We start from the raw sequence: 19,096 nt of genomic DNA on the forward strand, positions 1-19,096 counted from the left end.
GCGTCGAAGGTCACCTGGGGCATGCCGCGGGAGCCGAAGCGGTGACGATCGTGCCGCAGTTGATCGCGTCGCTGTGCCACGCGGACAGGCACACCCCGTCGCCGGCCCGCAGTATCGCACCGCAATGCCCGGCCGTGACGGCCCAGCGGCTGCCGTCGCCGGCGCGGGCGGTGAACCCGAGCGAGCACTGGTGGTCTCCGGCAGTGGGCCGCCCACAGGACGATGCCGCTGCGCACGGTGTCGTGCAGCTCAGACGGCTGACACAGACGTCCGGTACCAGCGAGCGGTCGTCGCGTTCCTTGAGCACGATGACCGAAGGCAGGCTCGCCCGAGCGTTCCGGAACCGCTGGAGGTCCGCGGCACCCACCGAGTTGACGTGCTGGGTATCAGCTCGCCGGTGCCGGATTCGAGCTGGTCGCCGTCCAACCGCTTCCGCTGGACGCGTACGTCCTGCGCGCGCGCAGGAGACCTACCGGGTGAGGATCGCCTGGATCGTGCCGTCGACGGCCATCGTGTCCTGCGGGTCGTAGTTGCTGAGCTTCACCGCGAGCCACCCCGACGGCGGGTACCACTCCACGAGCGTGGAGATGCCCGGCGAGCCGCCGTTGTGCCCGACGGCCCACGTGCCGTTGCCGAGGGTCGCAGCTGGGCCGTACGCCTGGAAGCGGGTCTTGGCCGGCAGGCCCGGCTTTGGTGGGAGGGTCGCCACCGGGACCTTCGCGCCGACGACAAGGTCGGTGAAGGCGGGGGAGACAAGCGTGCCGTCCAGCAGCGCGCCGGCGAAGCGGGCCATGTCCGGCGCGGTGGAGAAGGCGTTGCCGTCGGGCAGCCCGACGAACAGGTGCTGCTGATCCACGATGTCGACGCGTTGCCCTGTGGGCTGCCTGCTGTACGGGTGGGCGATGCGCGGGTCGGACCGCCACCGCGGCGTGGTGTGGAAGTCGGTGTCGGCCATGCCTGCCGGAGCGAATACGTGTTGCCGGATGTAGTCGTAGTACGACAGCCCCGAGGCCGCTGCCACGATCGCGCCGAGGGTGGTGTAGCCGGAGTTGCTGTACTGGTGACCGGTGCCCGGCCGCAGGCTCAACGGCTCCCGTCTGATGAAGTCGAGCGTCCCGCTCAGTACCTGCTCGGCGGTGCTCCAGCCGGCCGCGGCGGTGAAGTAGCCGTCGATCCCGTGGTAGTCGCCCATGCCGGAGGTGTGGGTCAGCAGCTGATGGACCGTGACGGTGTCGGCGATGGCGCCGGGAAAGCCATCCAGGTAGGTGCCCACGGTCTTCTCGAACGCCACCGTGCCCTGCTGCACCAGCTGCGCGACGGCCACCGCGGTGAACAGCTTGGTGACCGAGGCGAGGCAGTAGATCGTGTCGCCGGTGTTCCGGATGCCCCTGCTCTTGTCGGCGTAGCCGAACGATCGCGACAGCACCGGATGACCGTGGCGGGTCACCAGGACGGTGCCGGAGAAGCGGTCTTCGGCGGCGAGCGCGCTGAGGTACCGGTCGAGTTCGCCGCCGGGCCGCAACGCCGCCGGAACGGGCGCGCGGTGCTCCGGTGTCGCGGTGGCCGCGACGGGATGCGACAAGGCGGCGCCGCCGACGACGGCCGGGGCGACGACCAGACCGGTCCGCCGCAGAAACGCGCGCCTGTCCTGGTGTGCCAAGGTCTGCTCCTCACCTGGGCGGCCGGGTGGTACGCCGGATCGGTTCCGGACGGCCAGTGGGGATACAACACGCCGGCGCGTTTCTGTGGCGTTACCGCCGCCGGCCGCGCTCGCCGGCATGAGTGCCGGTGGTGGGCTCCCGGGTATCCCCAGGAGCCCACCTGTACGGAGACGGCCAGAGGCCGCCGATGTAGAGCAGCCGATTGGGTGAACCGCTGCCCGGGCCGGTGACGACCCCGGTGGTCGCCGCGCTGACGATCGCCGCGTTGACGGTGGCCGGGCTCGCCGAGGGGTGGCCGCTGAGGTAGATGGCCGCCGCGCCCGCCACATGCGGTGCCGAGAAGGACGTGCCGCTGCCGGTGTAGGTGGCGGTATCGCTGGTGCGCCAGTCGGAGGTGATGTCCACGCCCGGAGCGAACAGGTCCAGCACGGACCCGTAGTTGGACCAGGACACCCTGGCGTCGGTGCGGCCGGTGGCACCGACCGTCAAACCCTCCGCCACACGGGCGGGGGAGGTGCCGCTGGCGTTCACGCCGTTGTTGCCGGCCGCGATCGCGTACGTGATGCCGGCGCTGATCGAGCGCCGCACCGCCGCGTCAAGGCTGCTGCTCGCGCCGCCGCCGAGGCTGAGGTTGGCCACGGCGGGGCGGACAGCGTTGGCGGTCACCCAGTCGATGCCGGCGATGATGCCTGCGGTGGTGCCCTGGCCGCTGCTGTTGAGCACGCGTACGGCGACGATGTTCGCGTTCTTGGCCACGCCGTAGCTGGCGCAGGCGGCGACCCCGGCCACGAAGGTGCCGTGCCCGTTGCCGTCGGCGGCGACGTTGTCACCGTCCACCGCGTCATAGCCGTACGACGCCCGGCCGCCGAAGTCGCGGTGGGTGATGCGCACGCCGGTGTCGATGACGTAGATGCGCACGCCGGTGCTGGGCCCGTACGTGAACGACTGGTTCAGCGGCAGGTTGCGCTGGTCGATCCGGTCCAGGCCCCACGACGGCGGGTTGAGCTGCGTGGCGCTGGCGGTCACCCGCTGTCCTGCTCGACATAGCTGACCGCCGGATCAGCGGCAAGCCGGCGGGCGGCGCGTTCGCTGAGCGTCGCGGCGTAGCCGTGCACGGCGCGGCCGTACACCCGGCTGACCAGGCCGGTCAGCCTGGCCATGACGCTGCGGGGTACCGGGCCGCGATCCAGCACCACCCGCAGCAGTGCGCCCACGTTTTCGGCACGGCGGCGCTGGGGCCGTGGTGCCGCTTGCTGCAACGCCAACATGGCCAAAATCTACTTCGCCTATAGGTCTTATATGCTAAGCACTTGGTGCTGGCGAAGCGGGCCGACGATCACGCCTAGTCGATGTCGATGACGGCCTTGCCGGACACCTGCCGGCCCAGCAGGGCCGTGATCGCGTCGGCGATGTGCCCCCAGGAGTCCTGCCAGCCGACCTGCACCTCGAGGGTGCCGGCGGCGGCAAGGGCGAGCAGGTCCGCCAGGTCGGGGCCGGGGTGGGACGCGTCGCCGAACGACTGCAGAGTCCTGGCCGGCCCGAGGGCGAAGATCGAGTTCGGTGGGAACACGGCCGGCTCGCCGGATGCCCACCCGATGCTCTGCAGGCTGCCGCCGGGCTTGAGCAGCCGCCACGCGGTGGTCAGGTGTTCGCCGCCGACATTCTCCAGTACCACGTCGACCGGCTGGTCGATGTGCTCCAGGCCGACCACGACCTCGTGTGCGCCGAGCGCGGCCAGGCCTTCCGTGCGCGGCGCCGAGCCGACCGAGGCGATCACGTGCGCGCCGCCGAGCCGGGCGAGCTGCACGGCGAGCCGGCCGACGCCGCCGGCGGCTCCGGTCACGAGGACCCGGCGGCCCAGGACCGAGCCGGCCGCGCGCAGGGTCCGCAGCGCGGTGATGCCCACCAACGGCAGCGCGGCGGCCTGGGCGAGGTCGAGCCCGTCCGGAACGACGGCGAGGCTGCCGGTATCGAACGCCGCCCGCTGGGCCCAGGCCCCGGCGCCGAGGGCGGCGACCCGCGCACCCTCGGCCGGACCGGTGCCGTCCTCGGCGGGCTGGACGACGTATCCGGCCGCGTCGAAGCCGAGCACGCCGCCGGCCGGCTGGAAGCCCAGGTAACGCACCTCGCCGAAGTTCACCGACGCGTGCCGTACCTCGACCAGCGCCTGGCCGGGCCGCGGCACCGGCTCCGGCACGTCGGCCAGCCGGAACCCGTCGGCGGTCTCGGGGGCGGCGATCAGCGCTCGCACTACGGCACCTCCACAGCAGAAAGCGGACCGATGGTCCGGATGTGCTGCGATACTATACGGACTCGTGGTCCGGTTTTGGGAGGGGTGATGGCCGTCGAACGCGTGGACGCCGCCCGCAACCGCCAGGCGATCCTGCGGGCCGCCGAAAAGCTGCTCGCGCTGCACGGGCCCGAGCGCATCTCGCTGGACCTGGTCGCCGCCACGGCCGGCGTGGGAAAGGGCACCGTGTTCCGCCGGTTCGGCAGCCGGACCGGCCTGTTCCAGGAGCTGCTCGCCGAGCGCGCGGCCCGCATCGGCGACGCCATCGCGGGCGGCCCGCCACCGCTGGGCCCGGGCGCGCCGCCGGCGGAGCGGCTGCTGGGCTTCCTCGACGAGCTGGCGAAGCTCGCCGCGAAGAACATCGCGCTGATCGCCGCCCACGAGCAGGCGTGTGCCGCCGACAAGCACCAGGACCCCACCTACCGGCGCTGGCACGAGCACCTGACCGGCCTCATCGACCAGCTCCGCCCCGGCGGCGACGCCGAGTTCCTGGCACACATGCTGCTCGCCTCGTTCGACGGCGAGCTGGTCCGCCAGATCACCGGCCACGGTGGGGTCAACCGGCTGCGGGCGGCGGTCCGCGACCTGGCCACCACGATCCTGCCCGCCGCACGCGTCGGATGAGGCTGCCGCCCACCCGGTACGGGTGAGCGGGCCGCGACGCCGCCCCGACAGCACGGGTCCGGCCGCGCGGCCCGCGCCGCGAGCCCGCGTCAAGAAAACGTCAAAGATCCAGGAGATCGCCGGCACCCGCACCTACGCTGACCGCGTGCATGCCGCTGACCTCGCCGCCGGCGAGGCTCCACCCGAATCGCCCGCCTCGTCGCCGCGCCGCCGCGCGGTGCGCAGGCCGTGACCGGCCGGCCGCGGCCGCAGCCCGGACCCACCCCGGCGCCGAACGTGCGGGACACCGTGCGACTGGCGGTGGTGGTCGGCGCGCTGGGCGTCGTGTTCGGCGACATCGGGACCAGCCCGATCTACACCATCCAGACGGTGTTCAACCCGAACGACCCGCACCCGGTGCCGGTCAGCACCGAGAACGTCTTCGGCGTCGTCTCGCTGATCTTCTGGTCCGTCATGATCATCGTCACGGTCACCTACGTGCTGCTGGCCATGCGTATCGACAACGACGGCGAGGGCGGCATCATGGCCCTCATCACGCTGCTGCGCCGCTCGGCCGCCGGCCGCGGCCGGCGCGCCGCCGGGATGCTGGCCGGCCTGGGCATCTTCGGCGCCGCGCTGTTCCTGGGCGACAGCATGATCACACCGGCCATCTCGGTGCTGTCCGCGGTCGAGGGCGTCAAGGTGGTCGAACCGTCGCTGGAAGAGTGGATCGTGCCGATCACCGCCGTGATCATCGTGGTGCTGTTCGCGGTGCAGCGGCACGGGACCGCCGCCGTCGGCCGCCTCTTCGGCCCGATCATGATCCTGTGGTTCGTCACCGTCGGCGGCCTCGGCGTCGCCGGCATCACCCACGACCCGAGCATCCTGAAGGCGCTGTCGCCGACGTACGCGTTGGGCTTCCTGGCCGGCCACTTCCACATCGCGTTCTTCGCCCTGGCCGCGATCGTGCTCGCGGTCACCGGCGCCGAGGCGCTGTACGCGGACATGGGTCACTTCGGCCGCCGCGCCATCACCCGCGCCTGGCTGATCCTCGTCCTCCCGGCCTGCGTGCTCAGCTACCTCGGCCAGGGCGCGCTGATCCTCGAAGACCCGGCCCACATCAGCAGCCCGTTCTTCCTGCTCGCCCCCGGCTGGGGGCGGCTGCCGCTGGTGGTGCTGGCGACGGCGGCCACCGTCATCGCGGCCCAGGCGGTGATCACCGGGGCGTACTCGGTCGCGTCGCAGGCCGCGCAGCTGGGCTATCTGCCCCGGCTGCGGATCGCGCACACGTCCGAGTCCACGATTGGCCAGATCTACGTGCCGTTCATCAACTGGCTGCTGCTGGTCTCCGTGCTGACGTTGGTTTTCGCCTTCCGCACCTCGGCGGCGCTGGCGTTCGCGTTCGGCATGGCGGTGACCGGGACGATCACCATCACCACCCTGATGTTCTTCTTCGTGGCCCGCCAGCGGTGGCGCACGCCGCTGTGGCTGCTCGGCGCCGGCGCCGCCGTGCTGCTGCTGGTCGACCTGCTGTTCGTCGCGGCCAACCTGACCAAGCTGGTACACGGCGCGTGGCTGCCGCTGCTGATCGGCCTGACCGCGTTTACGATCATGACCACCTGGCAGCGCGGCCGGAAGATCGTCACGGCCGAACGGGAACGGCGCGAAGGCTCGCTGCACGAGTTCGTCGCCCAGCTGCGCGCGAACAACCCGGCCACCACACGGGTACCGGGCACGGCGGTCTTCCTCAACCGCGGCAAGCAGACCGCGCCGCTGGCGCTGCGGGCCAACGTCGAGCACAACCACGTGCGCCACGAACACGTGCTGATCCTGTCGCTGGAGACCGAGCCGATGCCGCGGGTACCGGCCGAACGGCGGATCACCGTGGACGATCTCGGCTACGCCGACGACGGGATCATCCACGTGCGCATCCGGTTCGGGTACATGGAGTCCCCGGACGTACCGGCCGCGCTGGCGATGCTCGACCCGGCCACCGCCGAGGGACGGCCGCAGCTGGACGAGGCGTCCTACTTCCTGTCCAAGATCGAGCTGCGCCGCGGGCCGTCAAGCGCGATGGCGCCGTGGCGCAAACGGCTGTTCATCGCCACCTCGCACATCACCGCCGACGCCGCCGAACACTTCGCGCTGCCGCGCGAGCGCACCGTCATCATGGGCTCCCACATCGAGGTGTAGCCGCGCCGGCCGCGTGGTCAGGCCGAGAACTCGTGGATCCGCTCCGGTGTGATCCGGGCGACCAGACGCACGACGCTGGCCGGCTCGGGCGGCGGCGAAGCATCCAGGTACTTGCGGGAAAGCCGTTCCGGCAGCGCCTTGTCCGGATCTTCGACGAGCTCGGCCGTGCCGCGGATCTCCACCGAGTGGTAGGGGTTCGCCAGGTCGAACACCGACACCGACACCCGGGGGTCCCGCGCCAGGTTCCGCGCCTTCTGCTTGTCGGCCGTGACCGAGAACACGATCGTGTCGCCGTCACGGTCGACCCACACCACCGAGGAATGCGGCTGTCCATCGGGGCCCAGGGTGGCGATCGTGGCGAAGTTGCGGCCATCAAGGAGTCGACGCGCGGCGTCGTTGAGAGAAGCGGACACCCCACCATCATGATCGCCCAGGCCACGTGCCGGTAGAAGGAACATCCCTGTAACGGTCCGACGCACATCCACGGCACCCGCGCGCCGAACCGCAGCTCAGTGTCCCGAATAGACGGTCGCATCCACGCCGGGGAGCCGCGAGGCGAATCTCGCGCTGCACGTTTGGCCGGACCCCAGAGGGTATCCGGAAGCCAGGCGGTGAACCGTCATGAACTTGATCAAAGGCGCCGTGCGCGCGTGTGGCGCTGCCTGAGCCGCTTGCCGTGCTGGGCGATGCGGTGGAGGTCGAGCTGCGTGCGGCGCCGGGCGAGCGGCATGCTGGCCGCACAGACGCGGGTCCCAGCCGGCAGGGGCTGGGACCCGCTTGTTTCTCACGCGTTTTCGCGTAGTGCTTGCGTGAGCTCGTCCTTGGTCATCGTGGATCGGCCGGGGATTTCGGCCTCCTTGGCCATCTCGTACAGCTCGGTCTTGCTGGCCTGTTCGAGGTCGCCGGGGGACTGGCCGGCGGTCGTTTCGGTGCCGAGCAGGCTGGTGCGGGTCTGTTCGAAGGCGGCGCCGAGCTTTTCCAGGGTGGCTTTGTCGACGGCGTCGCGCAGCGCGGGCAGGATCTGCTGTTCTTCTTCCTCGACGTGGTGGCGTACGGCTGCGACGAACGCGTCGAACGCCTCCTCGAAGTGCGCTGTCGCGGTGAGGTTGGTGGCCTTGCGTAACAGGTGTTCGGCTTCGTGGTGCTCGTGTTCGGCGTGTTCGACCTCCTCATCCTCGCCGGGTTCGGCGCGGACGATGGCCGGGTACACCTCGGACTCCTCGGCCCGGGCGTGTGCGGCCAGCCGGGCGGTGATCTCCTGGACCAGTGCGACCCGGTCGCCGTCGCCGGCCTTGACCTGGTCAAACAGTGTCTCGAGCGCACGGTGGTCCTGCTCGATGAGTGATATCGCGTCCGCGGCCATGGCGAAGCTCCTTACTGTGCCAGGGGGAATGGTGTTGTCATTTGCTGGCCCCGCGGATGGCGTCGCGGATGCGGTCGACCGCCGCCAGCGGGATCCCGAGCACGGCATTGGCGGTGGCCGACTCGGTGCCGGGGTGCGGGCGGGTCGGCGCCGCGGCCTCGGCCGCACGCACGGCGGTCGCGAGTTGCCGCAAGCGGTCCGGCGGCACGTGTTGACGCAGCCGCGGAAACTCGTACCGCTCCTCGTAGCGGGCGTGTTGCAGCACGCTGGTGCGTAGCAGCAGCACGCCTTCGTCGAAGCCGTCGGCGTCGACGCCGCCCTCGATCAGGACCTTGAGGGTCTCCTTGGCCTGCCGTTCCTCGGCGAGGCGTTCGTCGATCAGGGCGTCGTTGTCGCCGGGCAGCGTGCGGCTCAGCGGGTGGACGACCTCTTCCTCGGCGGTCTCGTGCACCGCCAGGAGCCGGACCAGGGCGTTGAAGGCGTCGGCCCTGGCGGGGCCGGTGCTGCCCGCGACGAGCAGGAACAGCTCCTCGATCTGGGCGTGCTGGGCCAGCAGCAGGCTGACCACGTCCTCGTTCGGGCCGGCAGTGGCCGGTGCGTCAGCCACGGCGGCCTCCTTCGACGGCGCGCAGCGACTCGACCGGGTGCGGGCCTTCGGTCTCCAGGCGGTACTCGTCGCCGAACTGCTCGCGGTGCATGTCGATCACCTGCTCGCTGGGTGGCTTCTGCCCGGCGTGCAGCTGCTCCTGCATCCACTCGAAGCGCTCGTGCGCCTCGCGGACGTAGCCCTCGCCCAGCTTGTTCAGGTCGATCTGGGTGGCCAGCAGGTGCCGCAGGAACTCCTTGTTCGGCTCGAACAGCAGCGGCTCGGGCACCCCGGCCGAGCCGACGATCTCCTCCGGCTCACGCCCGTCGTGCTGGCGCAGCAGGTCCGCGGCCTGCTGCAGCTGGCCCAGCTCCATCTGCAGGTGCAGCTCCCACACCGCCTTGATCCGCGGGTCGCTCTCCTGCTGCATGAACGAGTGGTAGAGCCAGCACTCGTTGTACTCGTGGGTCAGCAGCCGCTCCCACCAGTTTTCCCCGGCGTCCAGCAGCGACTCGTAGTGCGTGACATGCTCCTGCTCGATCAGGCTGATCTCCTGGTAGAGCTGGCGGGCGATCGGCTCCATGTACTGCGGGCCGACGTTCATGTAGTAGATCGCCACCTGCTGCTCGGCGGACAGGATCGTCAGCGCGTTCAGCTTCGACTGCGGGTTGACCGAGTCCTTGTCGTACGGCGCCCGCACCTCGTCGAACGGGTGCCGGTGCTCGGAGACGGTCGGGCGGCCGGGCATCACCTCGGTCAACGCGTCCACGACCTTCTCCGCCTTGCGCCGCTCCACCATCTCGTACAGGTTCGCGTACCGGTACAGGTGGTCGAAGTCCTCCAGCACACCGAACTCGTACGCCTGGCGCAGGTACGGGTCCGGCTCGTGCCGCGCGACCCACGCGGTCAGGTCGACCGCCACCTGCTCATAACCCAGCGTCGTCTCCAGCACGCTGGCCACCCCTGGCAGCAGCCAGTTGACCACCCGCTGCTGCTGGTTCTCCACATACCGGGTGTAGGCCAACTGCCGGCGCACGTCGTCGTCCGGGCAGTTACGGGCGAACTGGTGCGAGAACAGGATCGACTCCACCTCGATCCCGTTCATCGTGATGATCCGGCACCGCGTATAAGGGTCGACCGCCTCAGGATCTATCGGTTCCACATTCAACTCCCGCCAGGACCGCAACTGCTGATCCAGCGGGAGACCTTTGTGCTCGAGCGGGTTGAACATGTGCCCTCCCTCTGTCGTGCCCGGCGCGTACCCCAAAGAAGCCGGGCGAAACGAGGAGGGTGCTGGCCGTCGGCAAAGAGCCGGCGCCTAAAGCAAGGGCAGCCGCGTGGTGCCGAGCACCCGGCGGACGTGTGGTTGCGCGCCGCGCACATGGAGTTGGACCGCGCTTCGCCGCGCCTCCTGGTTGCCGGCGACCAGCGCGGCGATCCCAGCCGCGTCGATGAACGGCACCTTGGACAGGTCCAGATGCAGAACGTTCGGACGGCGGGCCACGCCGTCGAGGAGGGCCTGGCGCAGTTCGTCGGCGCTGTCTCGGTCGACCTCGCCGCCGACCGCGACGGTCAGGCTGCCGCCCGGCTGGGATGTCGTGATGATGCGGAGCCGGGGCTCGCTCAGGGCGCCACCGTCCAGGTCCCCCCAGCGGGGCGGCGAGTCGCCGAGCATGGCATGGCGAAGCCACGTCAGTGTCTTGGACAGCAGACGCGAAACGTGCATCTGCGAGATGTCGCAGCGTTGCGCGATCTCTGACTGGGTGAGGTTGCCGTAGAAGCGCAGGATCAGGATCTCCAGCTCACGTTCGGGCAACCGGTTCAGCAGGGCCTGGATGGTGAGCTGGTCGTCGATCGCGGCAAGGTCGCCATCGATCTCGCCGATCAGCTCGCCGCGCTCGGTGTTACCGGAGCCGGATCCTGAGTCCGAGCTCGTGACCGGCGCGTTCAACGATCGCAGGTTGTATCCGGCGCCGGACAGCATCGCCTCATCCACTTCGTCGGTGGTGGTGTGCAGCCGGTCCGCGAGCTCGGTGGGGGTGGGCGCCCTGGAGAGCGTGTTGGTCAGGTCCGGGTCGGCTCGCCGAATCTGGACCAGCAAGTCCTGCAGCCGCCGTGGCGCGCGCACGCCCCAGGTGCGGTCACGGAAGTGTTTGCGCAGCTCGCCGAGGATCGTGATGACCGTGAACGCGGTGAAGGAGCCGCGTTCGACGTCGTAGCGGTCCACGGCCTTGAGAAGGCCGAGCCGAGCCACCTGCTCCAGGTCGGCGAAGGGCTCACCGCGCCCGCGGTAGCGGTGAGCCAGGCGGTGGGCAAGGGGCAGGCACAGCTCCACGAACTCCGCTCGCGCGGACGGTTCCTGCGCCACCCGCGCGCTGTACCGGGCTGCCTCCACATCGAGGTCCAACTCGGCCGTGTCGCGCGTTGATGTGTCCAGTTCCGGGCGCATGCCTCTCCTCTGTGCCGTTCTTGTAGGAGCACGGCACGGAGCCCGCAGTCCGATTCGCAACCCTCCTACCCTGCCCGTGAGCTGTTATCCCTCTTGACCGGAAAACGCGGCGAAAATCGCGCGGGCTGCCGGATCGGGCACGAACCGGCCACCGGCGGCTGCCCGCACGAGACGGCGGCGGGAAACCTGCGAAAGGGGACAGCACCGCAACCGGTTTCGCCGGCCGATCGGCGGGTATGCCCGGCCACCCCCCGCGGATTGGGAACGCCATGCCGACAGACCTCAAGTGCCTGATAGACCACCGGCTTTCCTACGCGGTCGTCCGCATCACCGGCACGCTGGATGCGGCTGGCGCGATAAGGCTTCACAACGGGTTGCTCGGGTGCCTGGCCGAACAGCCAGAGGCCCTCATCGTCGACCTGACCGACATGCGCCTTGCCCCCCGCCAGGCTCTGTCGGTCTTCGCCGCTGTCGCCCGGCAAGCGGCAACGTGGCCGCAGGTGCCGATGTTCCTGTGCGGGCCCACACCAGAGGTCGCCGACCTGCTCGGCAGGGGACCTGTTGACTGGCACACGGCGGTCGTACGGGACGTCGGGACCGCCGTGCGGTCATTGGCGCAGGACCGGGCACCGGTCGCGGCCACGCTGGCCGAGGACCTCTTGCCGGTCGAAGGGGCAAGCCGTCGAGCGCGGGAAATGGCCACCGAGGCGTGCCTGCGCTGGCAGCTTCCGACCCTTGCCGGACCGACCTGCACCGTCGCGACCGAACTGGTCAACAACGTGGTCGCCCACGCGCACACGATGATGCGGCTGCGGCTGTCCGCGCGCCGGCGTTACGTGCACATCGCCGTGGCGGACGGCAGCACCGAGCCTCCGGTGCTGCGCGGCGACATGCCACCGGCCGCGTTATGGGGACACGGGCTGGCGCTGGTTGACGCGGTCGCCGCGCACTGGGGCAGCCTGGCCATCGAAGGCGGGAAGGTCGTTTGGGCGACCCTAGACATTCGGACCCGGCTTCGCTCCGACCGTTTGAGCGCCATTCACGACCAACGCCGACGCTCGCCCGAAAGCGGATAGCCGCCGGCGCAGATGGATGCCACCGGATCCGAATGGATGGGTGGACCCCGGGTAGCCACCTGATGAGCAGCAATTTTCAACTCAAGGGGTTGCATGATGACAGACATAGCCGTGTCACGGTCGCCGTCCGAAGATCAAGAATCGACGGCGCGGATGGCCAAGCAGCAGGCCGCGAACGTGGGCCACACCGCCGCGGACGGCGGCGGTCAGGTACTGCGGACGGCGGCCGAACAGGGCCGGCAGGTCGGCGCGGAGGCGGGAACTGGCGCCCGTGACCTGTATACCAAGGCGCGCCAGCAGATGCGCAGCCAGATCATCGACCAACAGCGGCGCGGCGCGGGCGGCCTGCGGTCCGTCAGCGAGGAACTGCGCACCATGGCAGACAAGGGCGGCGGGTCCGGCCCGGCGACAGAGCTGGCCACCCGCGCCTCGGGGACTGTCGACCGCCTCGCCGGATGGCTGGAAGATCGTGAACCAGGTGCGGTGCTGGCGGAGGTGAAGCATTACGCGCGGCGGCATCCCGGCATGTTCTTCGCCGGCACCGCCCTGCTGGGCGTCCTGGCCGGCCGGATGACCCGCGGCCTCGCGGCGGACGCCACCCCGGCGGCGAACCCTGACGCGGCCGGACAACCGGGCGACAGCACCCGCGCGGGCCAGCGGCACGATGCTCCGTTGGGCGGAGGCGCGTCATGAGCACTACCACGCCCGGCGCCGGAACCGGCGTCAATGGAGCACATCCCGATGTGGCACAGCGTTCCTTCGGCGAGCTGATCGGCGATGTGACCCAGGATCTGTCCACATTGGTCCGCCAGGAGATGGACCTTGCCAAGGCCGAGCTGCGCCAGGAGGCCGGTAAGGCCGGCCGCGCCGCCGGCGCGTTCGGCGCAGCCGGAGTGGCGGGACACATGGTGCTGCTGTTCCTGTCCTTCGCCCTGTGGTGGGCGTTGGCCAACGGCATGGACGAGGGATGGGCGGCCCTGATCGTCGCCGTCGTCTGGGCGGTCGCCGCGGCAGTCCTGTTCGCCGTGGCCCGCGCGCAGGCACGGCGGGTGCGGGGCCTGACCCGTACCGCCGAGACCGCCAAGCAGATTCCGAACGCACTCAAGCCAGAGCCAGGAGGCTATCGATGAGCACCCACCCGGACCAGATCCGCCAGGACATCGACCACACCAGGGGCGAGTTGAGCGGCGACGTCGACGCGTTGGCGTACAAGGCCAGCCCTCGACGGATGGTGCACGACCGTAAGCAAAGCGCCAGCCAAGCCGTGCGGCGGGTGACCGACAAGGTCATGGGCACCGCGTCGCACGCCGGGCATGCCAGCGGCTCGGCTGCATCGGCGACCGCGGACAAGGCGTCGAACGCCGCCTCGACGGTCGGTGACGCGGCGTCGACGGTCGGCGGTGCGGCCAAAGCGGCGCCGGCACAGCTCAAGCGTCAAGCCGAAGGCAACCCGATCGCGGCCGGCCTGATCGTGTTCGCCGGAGCATGGCTGGTCTCCTCCCTGCTGCCGGCCAGCCAACGCGAGCAGCGGGCCGCCGGTCAGGTGAAGTCCGCGGTCCAGGACCACAGCGACACGATCAAGGAACACGTCGGCGACGTCGCCCACGACATGGGCGACAACCTGCGGGAGCCGGCGCGACAAGCCGCGCAGTCGGTCAAGTCGACCGCCCAGGACGGTGCGCAGACGGTCAAGGACGACGCGCGCTCTGCCGCCACGCACGTCAAGCAGGAGACCCAACACGCCCGCGAGGAGATCCGCTCCTAGCCGTTCGGCGGGACCGTCCCCGGGCACAAGCCATCAACGTCGCTCTGCCGGTCGGAGGATCGCATGAAACGCAACCTGGACGTGCGGTCGCAAGAACGCGGCCTTCATCCGAACGAGGCCTGAGTCGTCATGCGGATCGGTCGCACCGAGGTCCGGCCGCTGGGCGGCGGACTTGGCTGCCTGGTGATGATCCTTGCGTCGCTCGTGCTCTCCGTGCTGTGCACAGTGGGCGTAAACCTGTTCGGGCGCTGAGGCCTATGGGTGCCACCGGCGCGCTCCTGGGCCGGCCCTCGGCCCGATCGAAGACCAACTGGGCAGAACCCGTTCTGGGGCGAGCGCGGCGGGTATGGGGGAGCATGCCCACGCTGCCTGAGACTCCGCGCTCGTACTGGCTGGACTCCTCCGCCGGGACCGACTACCCGCCGCTGGCCGAGGACGTCGCCGTCGAGGTGGTGGTCGTGGGCGCGGGGATCGCCGGCGTCTGTACCGCCTGGGAGCTGGCCCGGGCCGGCCGGCGGGTGGCCCTGGTCGAGGCGGGCCGCGTGGTGGGCAGCACCACCGGCTACACCACGGCGAAGCTGACCGCCCAGCACGGCCTGATCTACGAGCGGCTGCGCTCCTCGCTCGGCGCGGACGCCGCCGCCTCGTACGCCGCGGCGCAGCAGGACGGCATCGACCGGGTCGCGGCGGTGACCGCCGAACTGGACCTGGAGTGCGAGCTGGAGCGGCTGCCCGCCTACACCTATGTGACCGACGAGGACGGCGTCAAGCAGGTCCGGGCCGAGGCCGAAGCCGCGGCGGCGGCCGGGCTGCCGGCCACGTTCGTCACCGACACCGGGCTGCCGTTCGCGGTGGCCGGCGCGGTGCGGGTGCAGGACCAGGCACAGTTCCATCCGCGGCGCTACCTGCTGGGCCTGGTCGAGGACCTGTTGCGCCGCGGTGGGCTGGTCTTCGAGCAGTCCCGGGTGGTGGAGCTCGACGAGGGCGAGCCGTGCCGGGTGACCACGCAGTCCGGCGCCACCGTCACCGCCGAGCACGTCGTGGTCGCCACCCACTATCCGTTCGTGGACCGGGTGCCGCTGTTCACCCGGCTCGTGCCCCGCCGCGAGCTCGTCGTCGCGGCGCCCATCCCGGCCGCGGCGGACCCGGGCGGCATGTACCTGACCACCGAGGAGGGCACCCGCTCGGTGCGGACCGCCCCGCACGCCGTCGGGCAGCGGCTGCTCATCGTCACCGGTGAACATTTCCGGCCCGGCGCCGCCGACATCAAGGAGCGCTGGCAGCGGCTGGCCGGCTGGACCGAGCGGCACTTCGGCGTGGCCGAGCTGACCTACCACTGGGCGGCGCAGGACAACATCACCCCGGACGGCGTGCCGTACATCGGCCGCCTGCACCCCAAGGCGACCCGCACCTGGGTGGCGACCGGCTTCAACGCGTGGGGGATGACCAACGGGGTGGCCGCCGGGCGGCTGCTGGCCGCGCTGATCGGCGGGCAGTCGCTGCCGTGGGCGAAGCTGTTCGACCCGGGGCGGGTGCACCCGCTGGCGGAGGCGCCGGCCTTCGTCAAGGGAAACCTGGCGGTCGCGGCGCACTTCGTCGGCGACCGGCTGCGGTCCGGACCGGTCGACTCGCCCGACGACCTCGCACCGGACAGCGGCGCCGTGTTGAAAGTGGACGGTGAGCACCGCGCCGTCTACCGTGACGCCGGCGGCGAGTTGCACGCGGTGTCCGCGACCTGTACGCACCTGGGCTGCCGGGTCGCCTTCAACGCGGCCGAACGCAGCTGGGACTGCCCCTGCCACGGCTCCCGCTTCTCGGTCGACGGCGAGGTCCTGCACGGCCCGGCGACCAAGCCGCTGGCCAAGGCCGCGAGCGAGGATGCCGGCGAGCAATGATCTAGGCATGGCGTTCGACACTTTGGCGTACACCCAGACACCGGGTGACCGGGCCGCTACCCTGCGCGCGGATCCGGAGTGGGTCGCCGAGCGGCTGGGCCGCGACGACACCCGCACGGTACCGATGTGGCGCGACCGCGTCCTGCTCACCGCCGCCGGCATGCCGGCCACCCCCACCGGACCGGCGGGGCGGGCCGTGCTGGCGGCCGCGGGCCAGACGGCGCTGCTGAGCCTGGACGGCACGGCGGCCGTGTTCGCCGCCGACCTCAGCGGTGTCGAGGAGCGTGAGGCGTTGCGCCTTGCCGGCGGGCACGCCAGCGCCGACCTGCGTACCCTCGCGGCCGCCCTGCCCGGTCCGGCCGCCGCGACCTTGGCGTACGCGCGAGGCTTGCTGTACTGGAACCGCCAGGCCCTGTTCTGCGGTGCGTGCGGCGGACCCACCCGCAGCGCGCACGCCGGCCACGTCCGGGTGTGCGGCGGCGCCGGCTGCGGGCGGGAGCTGTTTCCGCGGATCGAGCCGGCGGTGATCGCGCTGGTCGAGAGCCCCGGCCCCCGGCCGCGGTGCCTGCTGGCCCGCCACCACGGCGCCCGCCCGGACGGCTTCTCGCTGCTGGCCGGGTTCGTCGAGGTCGGCGAGAGCCTGGAAGGCGCCGTGCGGCGCGAGGTCGCCGAGGAGGCCGGTGTCACGGTCGGCGCGGTGACCTACCAGGGTTCGCAGGCGTGGCCGTTTCCGGCCGGTCTGATGGTCGGCTTCGTCGCGCAGGCCGCCGACGAGAGCATCGCGGTCGACGGGTCGGAGCTGCTGGAGGCCCGCTGGTTCAACCGCGACGAGATCGTCGAGCGGATCGTGAACGGTCCCGGCTCCGGTCCGGTCGACTCGATCGGCGGGTGGCTGCTGCGCGCGTGGGCCGGCCTCGACACCGCCGCGGGCGTGCCGGGTCGGTGAGCCGAGGGCCGGACGATGCCGGCCCGCCGGGTGTTTGACCTGCTCACAGCGGGGTACGGCTCAGCCATGACAGTGACGAACGACGTGGTACTTGCCGGTGGTCCGCGCGACGGTGAGACGGTGCAGGCGGGCGGTGCCGGCCTGCTGGAGATCGAGGTCGGAGGCATGATCCACCGCTACATCCCGACGACGAAGACCCGCCCGGCGGACGGCGCCGAGCTGCCGGTCTACAACTACGACGGCATGGTGAACCCGGCCGGCGCGGAGGACGGGATCGAGGACGCCGGGCGGCGGATGACCTCGCCGTTGGCGGACGAGAGCTAACCCGCCCTCCTGCGGGGCGGGTGAGTTTGGCGGGTCCGGGCCGGGGTATCACCGGTGACCTTCGTCCGGTCCTTTGGGGGAACATGACCGCGACCGCGCATGCCGGTACGCCGCCGGTTGAAATCGATTTCCCACTGTGGCGGTTGCCCGGCGTGTACCGGCCGCAGGCGGACACGGCGCTGCTGGCCGAGGCGGCGGCGTCCGCGTCGATCCGGCCCGGCGCCCGCGTCCTGGACGCGTACACCGGCACCGGCGCCCTGGCGATGACGGCCGCCCGGCTCGGTGCGGGTCGGGTCACCGCGCTGGACGTCTCGCGCCGGGCGGTGCTGTGCGTGCGCCTGAACGCCTGGCGCCGCACGCTGCCGGTGACCGCACGGCGGGGCCTGTTCGCGGACATCGCCGACGAGGGCCGGTACGACGTCGTCCTGGCCAACCCGCCGTACGTGCCGTGCCCGTCGGCCGCGGTACCGACCGGGCGCAAGCGGGCCTGGGACGCGGGCCCGGACGGGCGGTCGGCGCTCGACCCGTTGTGCCGGGCCGCGCCGGACATGTTGAGCGACAACGGCTTCCTGCTGCTCGTGCAGTCCCACGTGTCCGACGTGGACAGGTCGGTGGCGGCGCTGCGCGCCGGCGGCCTGAGCGTGCGGATGGTGGCCCGGCGGCGGGTGCCGTTCGGCCCGGTGATGTGGCAGCGGGCCGCCTACCTGGAGGCGATGGGCCTGATCCGGCGCGGGCAGCGCCACGAGGACCTGGTGGTGATCCGTGCCGACCGCCGATGAGCCGCGCCGGGTGGTCGTCGAGGCCGGAGGACCGGTGCTCGTCGAGGGCCCCGTCGAGGTGCTGCTGCCCGACGGCACGACGGTGCGCTCGGACCGGTTCATGGTCGCGGTCTGCGCCTGCCGGCGCAGCAAGCGGTACCCGTTCTGCGACACCAGCCACCGCCGCAAGGTCCGCTCAGAGTAGCGCCGAGCGTCCTGCGCGCCAGCTGTCCAGCAGGTGGGCGCCGAGGCGCTCCTCCAGCAGGTCGGTGGCCTGGATGCCGAATACCACGTCGGCGGCCAGGTCCGGCTCCCGGTCGAGCAGGTCGGCGACGACCTCGTGCCGCATGACCTGCTCGTGCACCGCGTCCGCCTCGATGTGCTCGGTGTAGAACAGCCGGCAGGCGGGGTCGGCGCCGAGCCGGGCCAGCGCCTCGTCCATCCGCTGCGCGCTCGGCGCGGTCGTGATCTCGGCGGCGGCGAAGTGGCCGACCAGCGCGCCGCGCCACCGCCGGTGCAGCCCGAACAGCGACATCATGTTGACCGTGGCCAGGACACAGGCCGGGGCCTGCTCCAGGTAGTGCAGGTAGTCGGGGGAGAGGCCGGCCGCCGCGAGCAGGTCGGCGAACAGGCGCGAGTGCATCCGCTCGGCCCGGCCGCCGCCGAACTCGTCGTACTCGACCGCGACAAGCGCCGCCTTGGCCCGGCCTTGCAGCCGCGGGATCACCCAGGCGTGCGGGTCGGCCTCCTTGAGGTGGTATATCGACCGCAGTGCGAAGTACTCCTGCATCTGCGGCCACTCGCCCTCGTCGCGCAGGTAGTGGCTGACACCGGTGCCGGGTACCGGCTCGACCAGCAGCGCGTCCAGCGCCTCGGTGACGTCGGAACCGCCCTTGACCTGCCCGGCCAGTTCGGCGAGAAAGACCGCCTCCAGCTCGGCGCGCAGGCGCAGCAGGTCCGGGTCCCACTCCCACTCCGGGTCGACGCCGGCGAAGCCGCGGTAGTGCAGCTCGTAGCACAGGTGCAGGGCCAGCTGGACGTCCTCGCCCAGCGGGTCGGCGCCGCCGAGGGTGGCCGGTGGCGCGCTGCCGCCCTGCAGGCATGCCACCACCGCCGCGGAGAGCGGTCCACGGCTGGCGGGCAGGGGTGGCGAGGTCGGCGACATGGTCATCTGTTACCCGGTGACG

General features: G+C 71.3%; 22 protein-coding genes. 12 read left to right on the top strand and 10 right to left on the bottom strand.

All coding sequences use genetic code 11. The features are described 5' to 3' along the window. Positions 1-469: 469 nt before the first annotated feature. From Phou_RS38580 to Phou_RS38590, 4 genes are all read right to left on the bottom strand, one after another. Entirely contained in the window at positions 470-1,660 is a 1,191-nt protein-coding gene (locus Phou_RS38580) for a serine hydrolase domain-containing protein (RefSeq protein WP_173066810.1), read from the bottom strand. 91 nt (positions 1,661-1,751) lie between these two features. Continuing rightward, positions 1,752-2,687, bottom strand: coding sequence for a S8 family peptidase (locus Phou_RS38585; RefSeq protein WP_246274197.1), 936 nt, complete (start codon positions 2,685-2,687; stop codon positions 1,752-1,754). Continuing rightward, positions 2,684-2,929 carry a protease inhibitor I9 family protein gene (locus Phou_RS53760; RefSeq protein WP_246274202.1) on the bottom strand — a complete coding sequence of 82 codons (246 nt, stop codon included), beginning with the start codon at positions 2,927-2,929 and terminating at the stop codon, positions 2,684-2,686. The genes Phou_RS38585 and Phou_RS53760 overlap by 4 nt, the downstream gene beginning before the upstream one ends. 74 nt (positions 2,930-3,003) lie before the next feature. Continuing rightward, a complete protein-coding gene (locus Phou_RS38590) occupies positions 3,004-3,912 on the bottom strand; it encodes a zinc-binding dehydrogenase (protein WP_173066813.1) in 909 nt (302 codons plus the stop codon). 87 nt (positions 3,913-3,999) lie between these two features. Here Phou_RS38590 and Phou_RS38595 point away from each other — a divergent pair, with 87 nt between their 5' ends. Beyond that, positions 4,000-4,575, top strand: a complete 576-nt coding sequence (locus tag Phou_RS38595; RefSeq protein ID WP_173066816.1) for a TetR/AcrR family transcriptional regulator — start codon at positions 4,000-4,002, stop codon at positions 4,573-4,575. A 228-nt stretch (positions 4,576-4,803) separates the two neighbouring features. After that, the gene (locus tag Phou_RS38600; protein WP_173066819.1) at positions 4,804-6,747 is read left to right on the top strand and encodes a potassium transporter Kup; all 1,944 of its coding nucleotides are present in this window, start codon (positions 4,804-4,806) and stop codon (positions 6,745-6,747) included. Positions 6,748-6,764: 17 nt separating this feature from the next. On the opposite strand, the gene Phou_RS38605 is transcribed toward Phou_RS38600, so the two are convergent. From Phou_RS38605 to Phou_RS38625, 5 genes are all read right to left on the bottom strand, one after another. Then, positions 6,765-7,160 (bottom strand): PPOX class F420-dependent oxidoreductase, encoded by a 396-nt coding sequence (locus Phou_RS38605; protein ID WP_173066822.1) that lies wholly within the window; start codon positions 7,158-7,160, stop codon positions 6,765-6,767. Between the two features lie 371 nt (positions 7,161-7,531). After that, on the bottom strand, positions 7,532-8,110 hold the full coding sequence (locus tag Phou_RS38610; RefSeq protein ID WP_173066839.1) for a hemerythrin domain-containing protein: 579 nt from the start codon (positions 8,108-8,110) through the stop codon (positions 7,532-7,534). Positions 8,111-8,147: 37 nt separating this feature from the next. Beyond that, positions 8,148-8,717: a hemerythrin domain-containing protein gene (locus Phou_RS38615; protein ID WP_173066841.1), complete on the bottom strand. Its 570-nt coding sequence runs from the start codon at positions 8,715-8,717 to the stop codon at positions 8,148-8,150. Next, positions 8,710-9,801: a hypothetical protein gene (locus Phou_RS38620; RefSeq protein WP_246274205.1), complete on the bottom strand. Its 1,092-nt coding sequence runs from the start codon at positions 9,799-9,801 to the stop codon at positions 8,710-8,712. The genes Phou_RS38615 and Phou_RS38620 overlap by 8 nt, the downstream gene beginning before the upstream one ends. A gap of 213 nt (positions 9,802-10,014) precedes the next feature. Further along, on the bottom strand, positions 10,015-11,145 hold the full coding sequence (locus Phou_RS38625) for a sigma-70 family RNA polymerase sigma factor (protein WP_173066847.1): 1,131 nt from the start codon (positions 11,143-11,145) through the stop codon (positions 10,015-10,017). 269 nt (positions 11,146-11,414) lie between these two features. Here Phou_RS38625 and Phou_RS38630 point away from each other — a divergent pair, with 269 nt between their 5' ends. From Phou_RS38630 to Phou_RS38670, 10 genes are all read left to right on the top strand, one after another. After that, entirely contained in the window at positions 11,415-12,221 is an 807-nt protein-coding gene (locus tag Phou_RS38630; RefSeq protein ID WP_173066850.1) for an STAS domain-containing protein, read from the top strand. Between the two features lie 153 nt (positions 12,222-12,374). Beyond that, the gene (locus Phou_RS38635) at positions 12,375-12,914 is read left to right on the top strand and encodes a hypothetical protein (RefSeq protein ID WP_173066853.1); all 540 of its coding nucleotides are present in this window, start codon (positions 12,375-12,377) and stop codon (positions 12,912-12,914) included. Next, the gene (locus Phou_RS38640; RefSeq protein WP_173066856.1) at positions 12,911-13,351 is read left to right on the top strand and encodes a phage holin family protein; all 441 of its coding nucleotides are present in this window, start codon (positions 12,911-12,913) and stop codon (positions 13,349-13,351) included. The genes Phou_RS38635 and Phou_RS38640 overlap by 4 nt, the downstream gene beginning before the upstream one ends. Beyond that, positions 13,348-13,986 carry a DUF3618 domain-containing protein gene (locus Phou_RS38645; RefSeq protein ID WP_173066859.1) on the top strand — a complete coding sequence of 213 codons (639 nt, stop codon included), beginning with the start codon at positions 13,348-13,350 and terminating at the stop codon, positions 13,984-13,986. The genes Phou_RS38640 and Phou_RS38645 overlap by 4 nt, the downstream gene beginning before the upstream one ends. 129 nt (positions 13,987-14,115) lie before the next feature. Further along, positions 14,116-14,238, top strand: a complete 123-nt coding sequence (locus Phou_RS54770; RefSeq protein ID WP_281365146.1) for a hypothetical protein — start codon at positions 14,116-14,118, stop codon at positions 14,236-14,238. A gap of 104 nt (positions 14,239-14,342) precedes the next feature. Further along, entirely contained in the window at positions 14,343-15,881 is a 1,539-nt protein-coding gene (locus Phou_RS38650; RefSeq protein ID WP_173066862.1) for an FAD-dependent oxidoreductase, read from the top strand. Between the two features lie 7 nt (positions 15,882-15,888). Next, entirely contained in the window at positions 15,889-16,827 is a 939-nt protein-coding gene (gene nudC, locus Phou_RS38655; RefSeq protein ID WP_173066865.1) for an NAD(+) diphosphatase, read from the top strand. Between the two features lie 66 nt (positions 16,828-16,893). Next, positions 16,894-17,151: a hypothetical protein gene (locus tag Phou_RS38660; protein ID WP_173066868.1), complete on the top strand. Its 258-nt coding sequence runs from the start codon at positions 16,894-16,896 to the stop codon at positions 17,149-17,151. Positions 17,152-17,303: 152 nt separating this feature from the next. Then, on the top strand, positions 17,304-17,930 hold the full coding sequence (locus Phou_RS38665; RefSeq protein WP_218579478.1) for a methyltransferase: 627 nt from the start codon (positions 17,304-17,306) through the stop codon (positions 17,928-17,930). Further along, on the top strand, positions 17,914-18,114 hold the full coding sequence (locus Phou_RS38670) for a CDGSH iron-sulfur domain-containing protein (RefSeq protein ID WP_173066874.1): 201 nt from the start codon (positions 17,914-17,916) through the stop codon (positions 18,112-18,114). The genes Phou_RS38665 and Phou_RS38670 overlap by 17 nt, the downstream gene beginning before the upstream one ends. On the opposite strand, the gene Phou_RS38675 is transcribed toward Phou_RS38670, so the two are convergent. Further along, a complete protein-coding gene (locus tag Phou_RS38675; RefSeq protein ID WP_173066877.1) occupies positions 18,106-19,080 on the bottom strand; it encodes an iron-containing redox enzyme family protein in 975 nt (324 codons plus the stop codon). The genes Phou_RS38670 and Phou_RS38675 overlap by 9 nt on opposite strands. Positions 19,081-19,096 lie beyond the last annotated feature (16 nt).

The organism is Phytohabitans houttuyneae (assembly GCF_011764425.1).
GTDB lineage: Bacteria > Actinomycetota > Actinomycetes > Mycobacteriales > Micromonosporaceae > Phytohabitans > Phytohabitans houttuyneae.

Bases quoted from the DNA above. Each gene is read 5' to 3' on its own strand.
- Phou_RS53760 (WP_246274202.1), bottom strand. From the start codon at position 2,929: ATGTTGGCGTTGCAGCAAGCGGCACCACGGCCCCAGCGCCGCCGTGCC.
- Phou_RS38595 (WP_173066816.1), top strand. From the start codon at position 4,000: ATGGCCGTCGAACGCGTGGACGCCGCCCGCAACCGCCAGGCGATCCTG.
- Phou_RS38610 (WP_173066839.1), bottom strand. From the start codon at position 8,110: ATGGCCGCGGACGCGATATCACTCATCGAGCAGGACCACCGTGCGCTC.
- Phou_RS38620 (WP_246274205.1), bottom strand. From the start codon at position 9,801: ATGAACGGGATCGAGGTGGAGTCGATCCTGTTCTCGCACCAGTTCGCC.
- Phou_RS38625 (WP_173066847.1), bottom strand. From the start codon at position 11,145: ATGCGCCCGGAACTGGACACATCAACGCGCGACACGGCCGAGTTGGAC.
- Phou_RS38630 (WP_173066850.1), top strand. From the start codon at position 11,415: ATGCCGACAGACCTCAAGTGCCTGATAGACCACCGGCTTTCCTACGCG.
- Phou_RS38635 (WP_173066853.1), top strand. From the start codon at position 12,375: ATGGCCAAGCAGCAGGCCGCGAACGTGGGCCACACCGCCGCGGACGGC.
- Phou_RS38640 (WP_173066856.1), top strand. From the start codon at position 12,911: ATGAGCACTACCACGCCCGGCGCCGGAACCGGCGTCAATGGAGCACAT.
- Phou_RS38645 (WP_173066859.1), top strand. From the start codon at position 13,348: ATGAGCACCCACCCGGACCAGATCCGCCAGGACATCGACCACACCAGG.
- Phou_RS54770 (WP_281365146.1), top strand. From the start codon at position 14,116: ATGCGGATCGGTCGCACCGAGGTCCGGCCGCTGGGCGGCGGACTTGGC.
- Phou_RS38650 (WP_173066862.1), top strand. From the start codon at position 14,343: ATGCCCACGCTGCCTGAGACTCCGCGCTCGTACTGGCTGGACTCCTCC.
- nudC (WP_173066865.1), top strand. From the start codon at position 15,889: ATGGCGTTCGACACTTTGGCGTACACCCAGACACCGGGTGACCGGGCC.
- Phou_RS38660 (WP_173066868.1), top strand. From the start codon at position 16,894: ATGACAGTGACGAACGACGTGGTACTTGCCGGTGGTCCGCGCGACGGT.
- Phou_RS38675 (WP_173066877.1), bottom strand. From the start codon at position 19,080: ATGACCATGTCGCCGACCTCGCCACCCCTGCCCGCCAGCCGTGGACCG.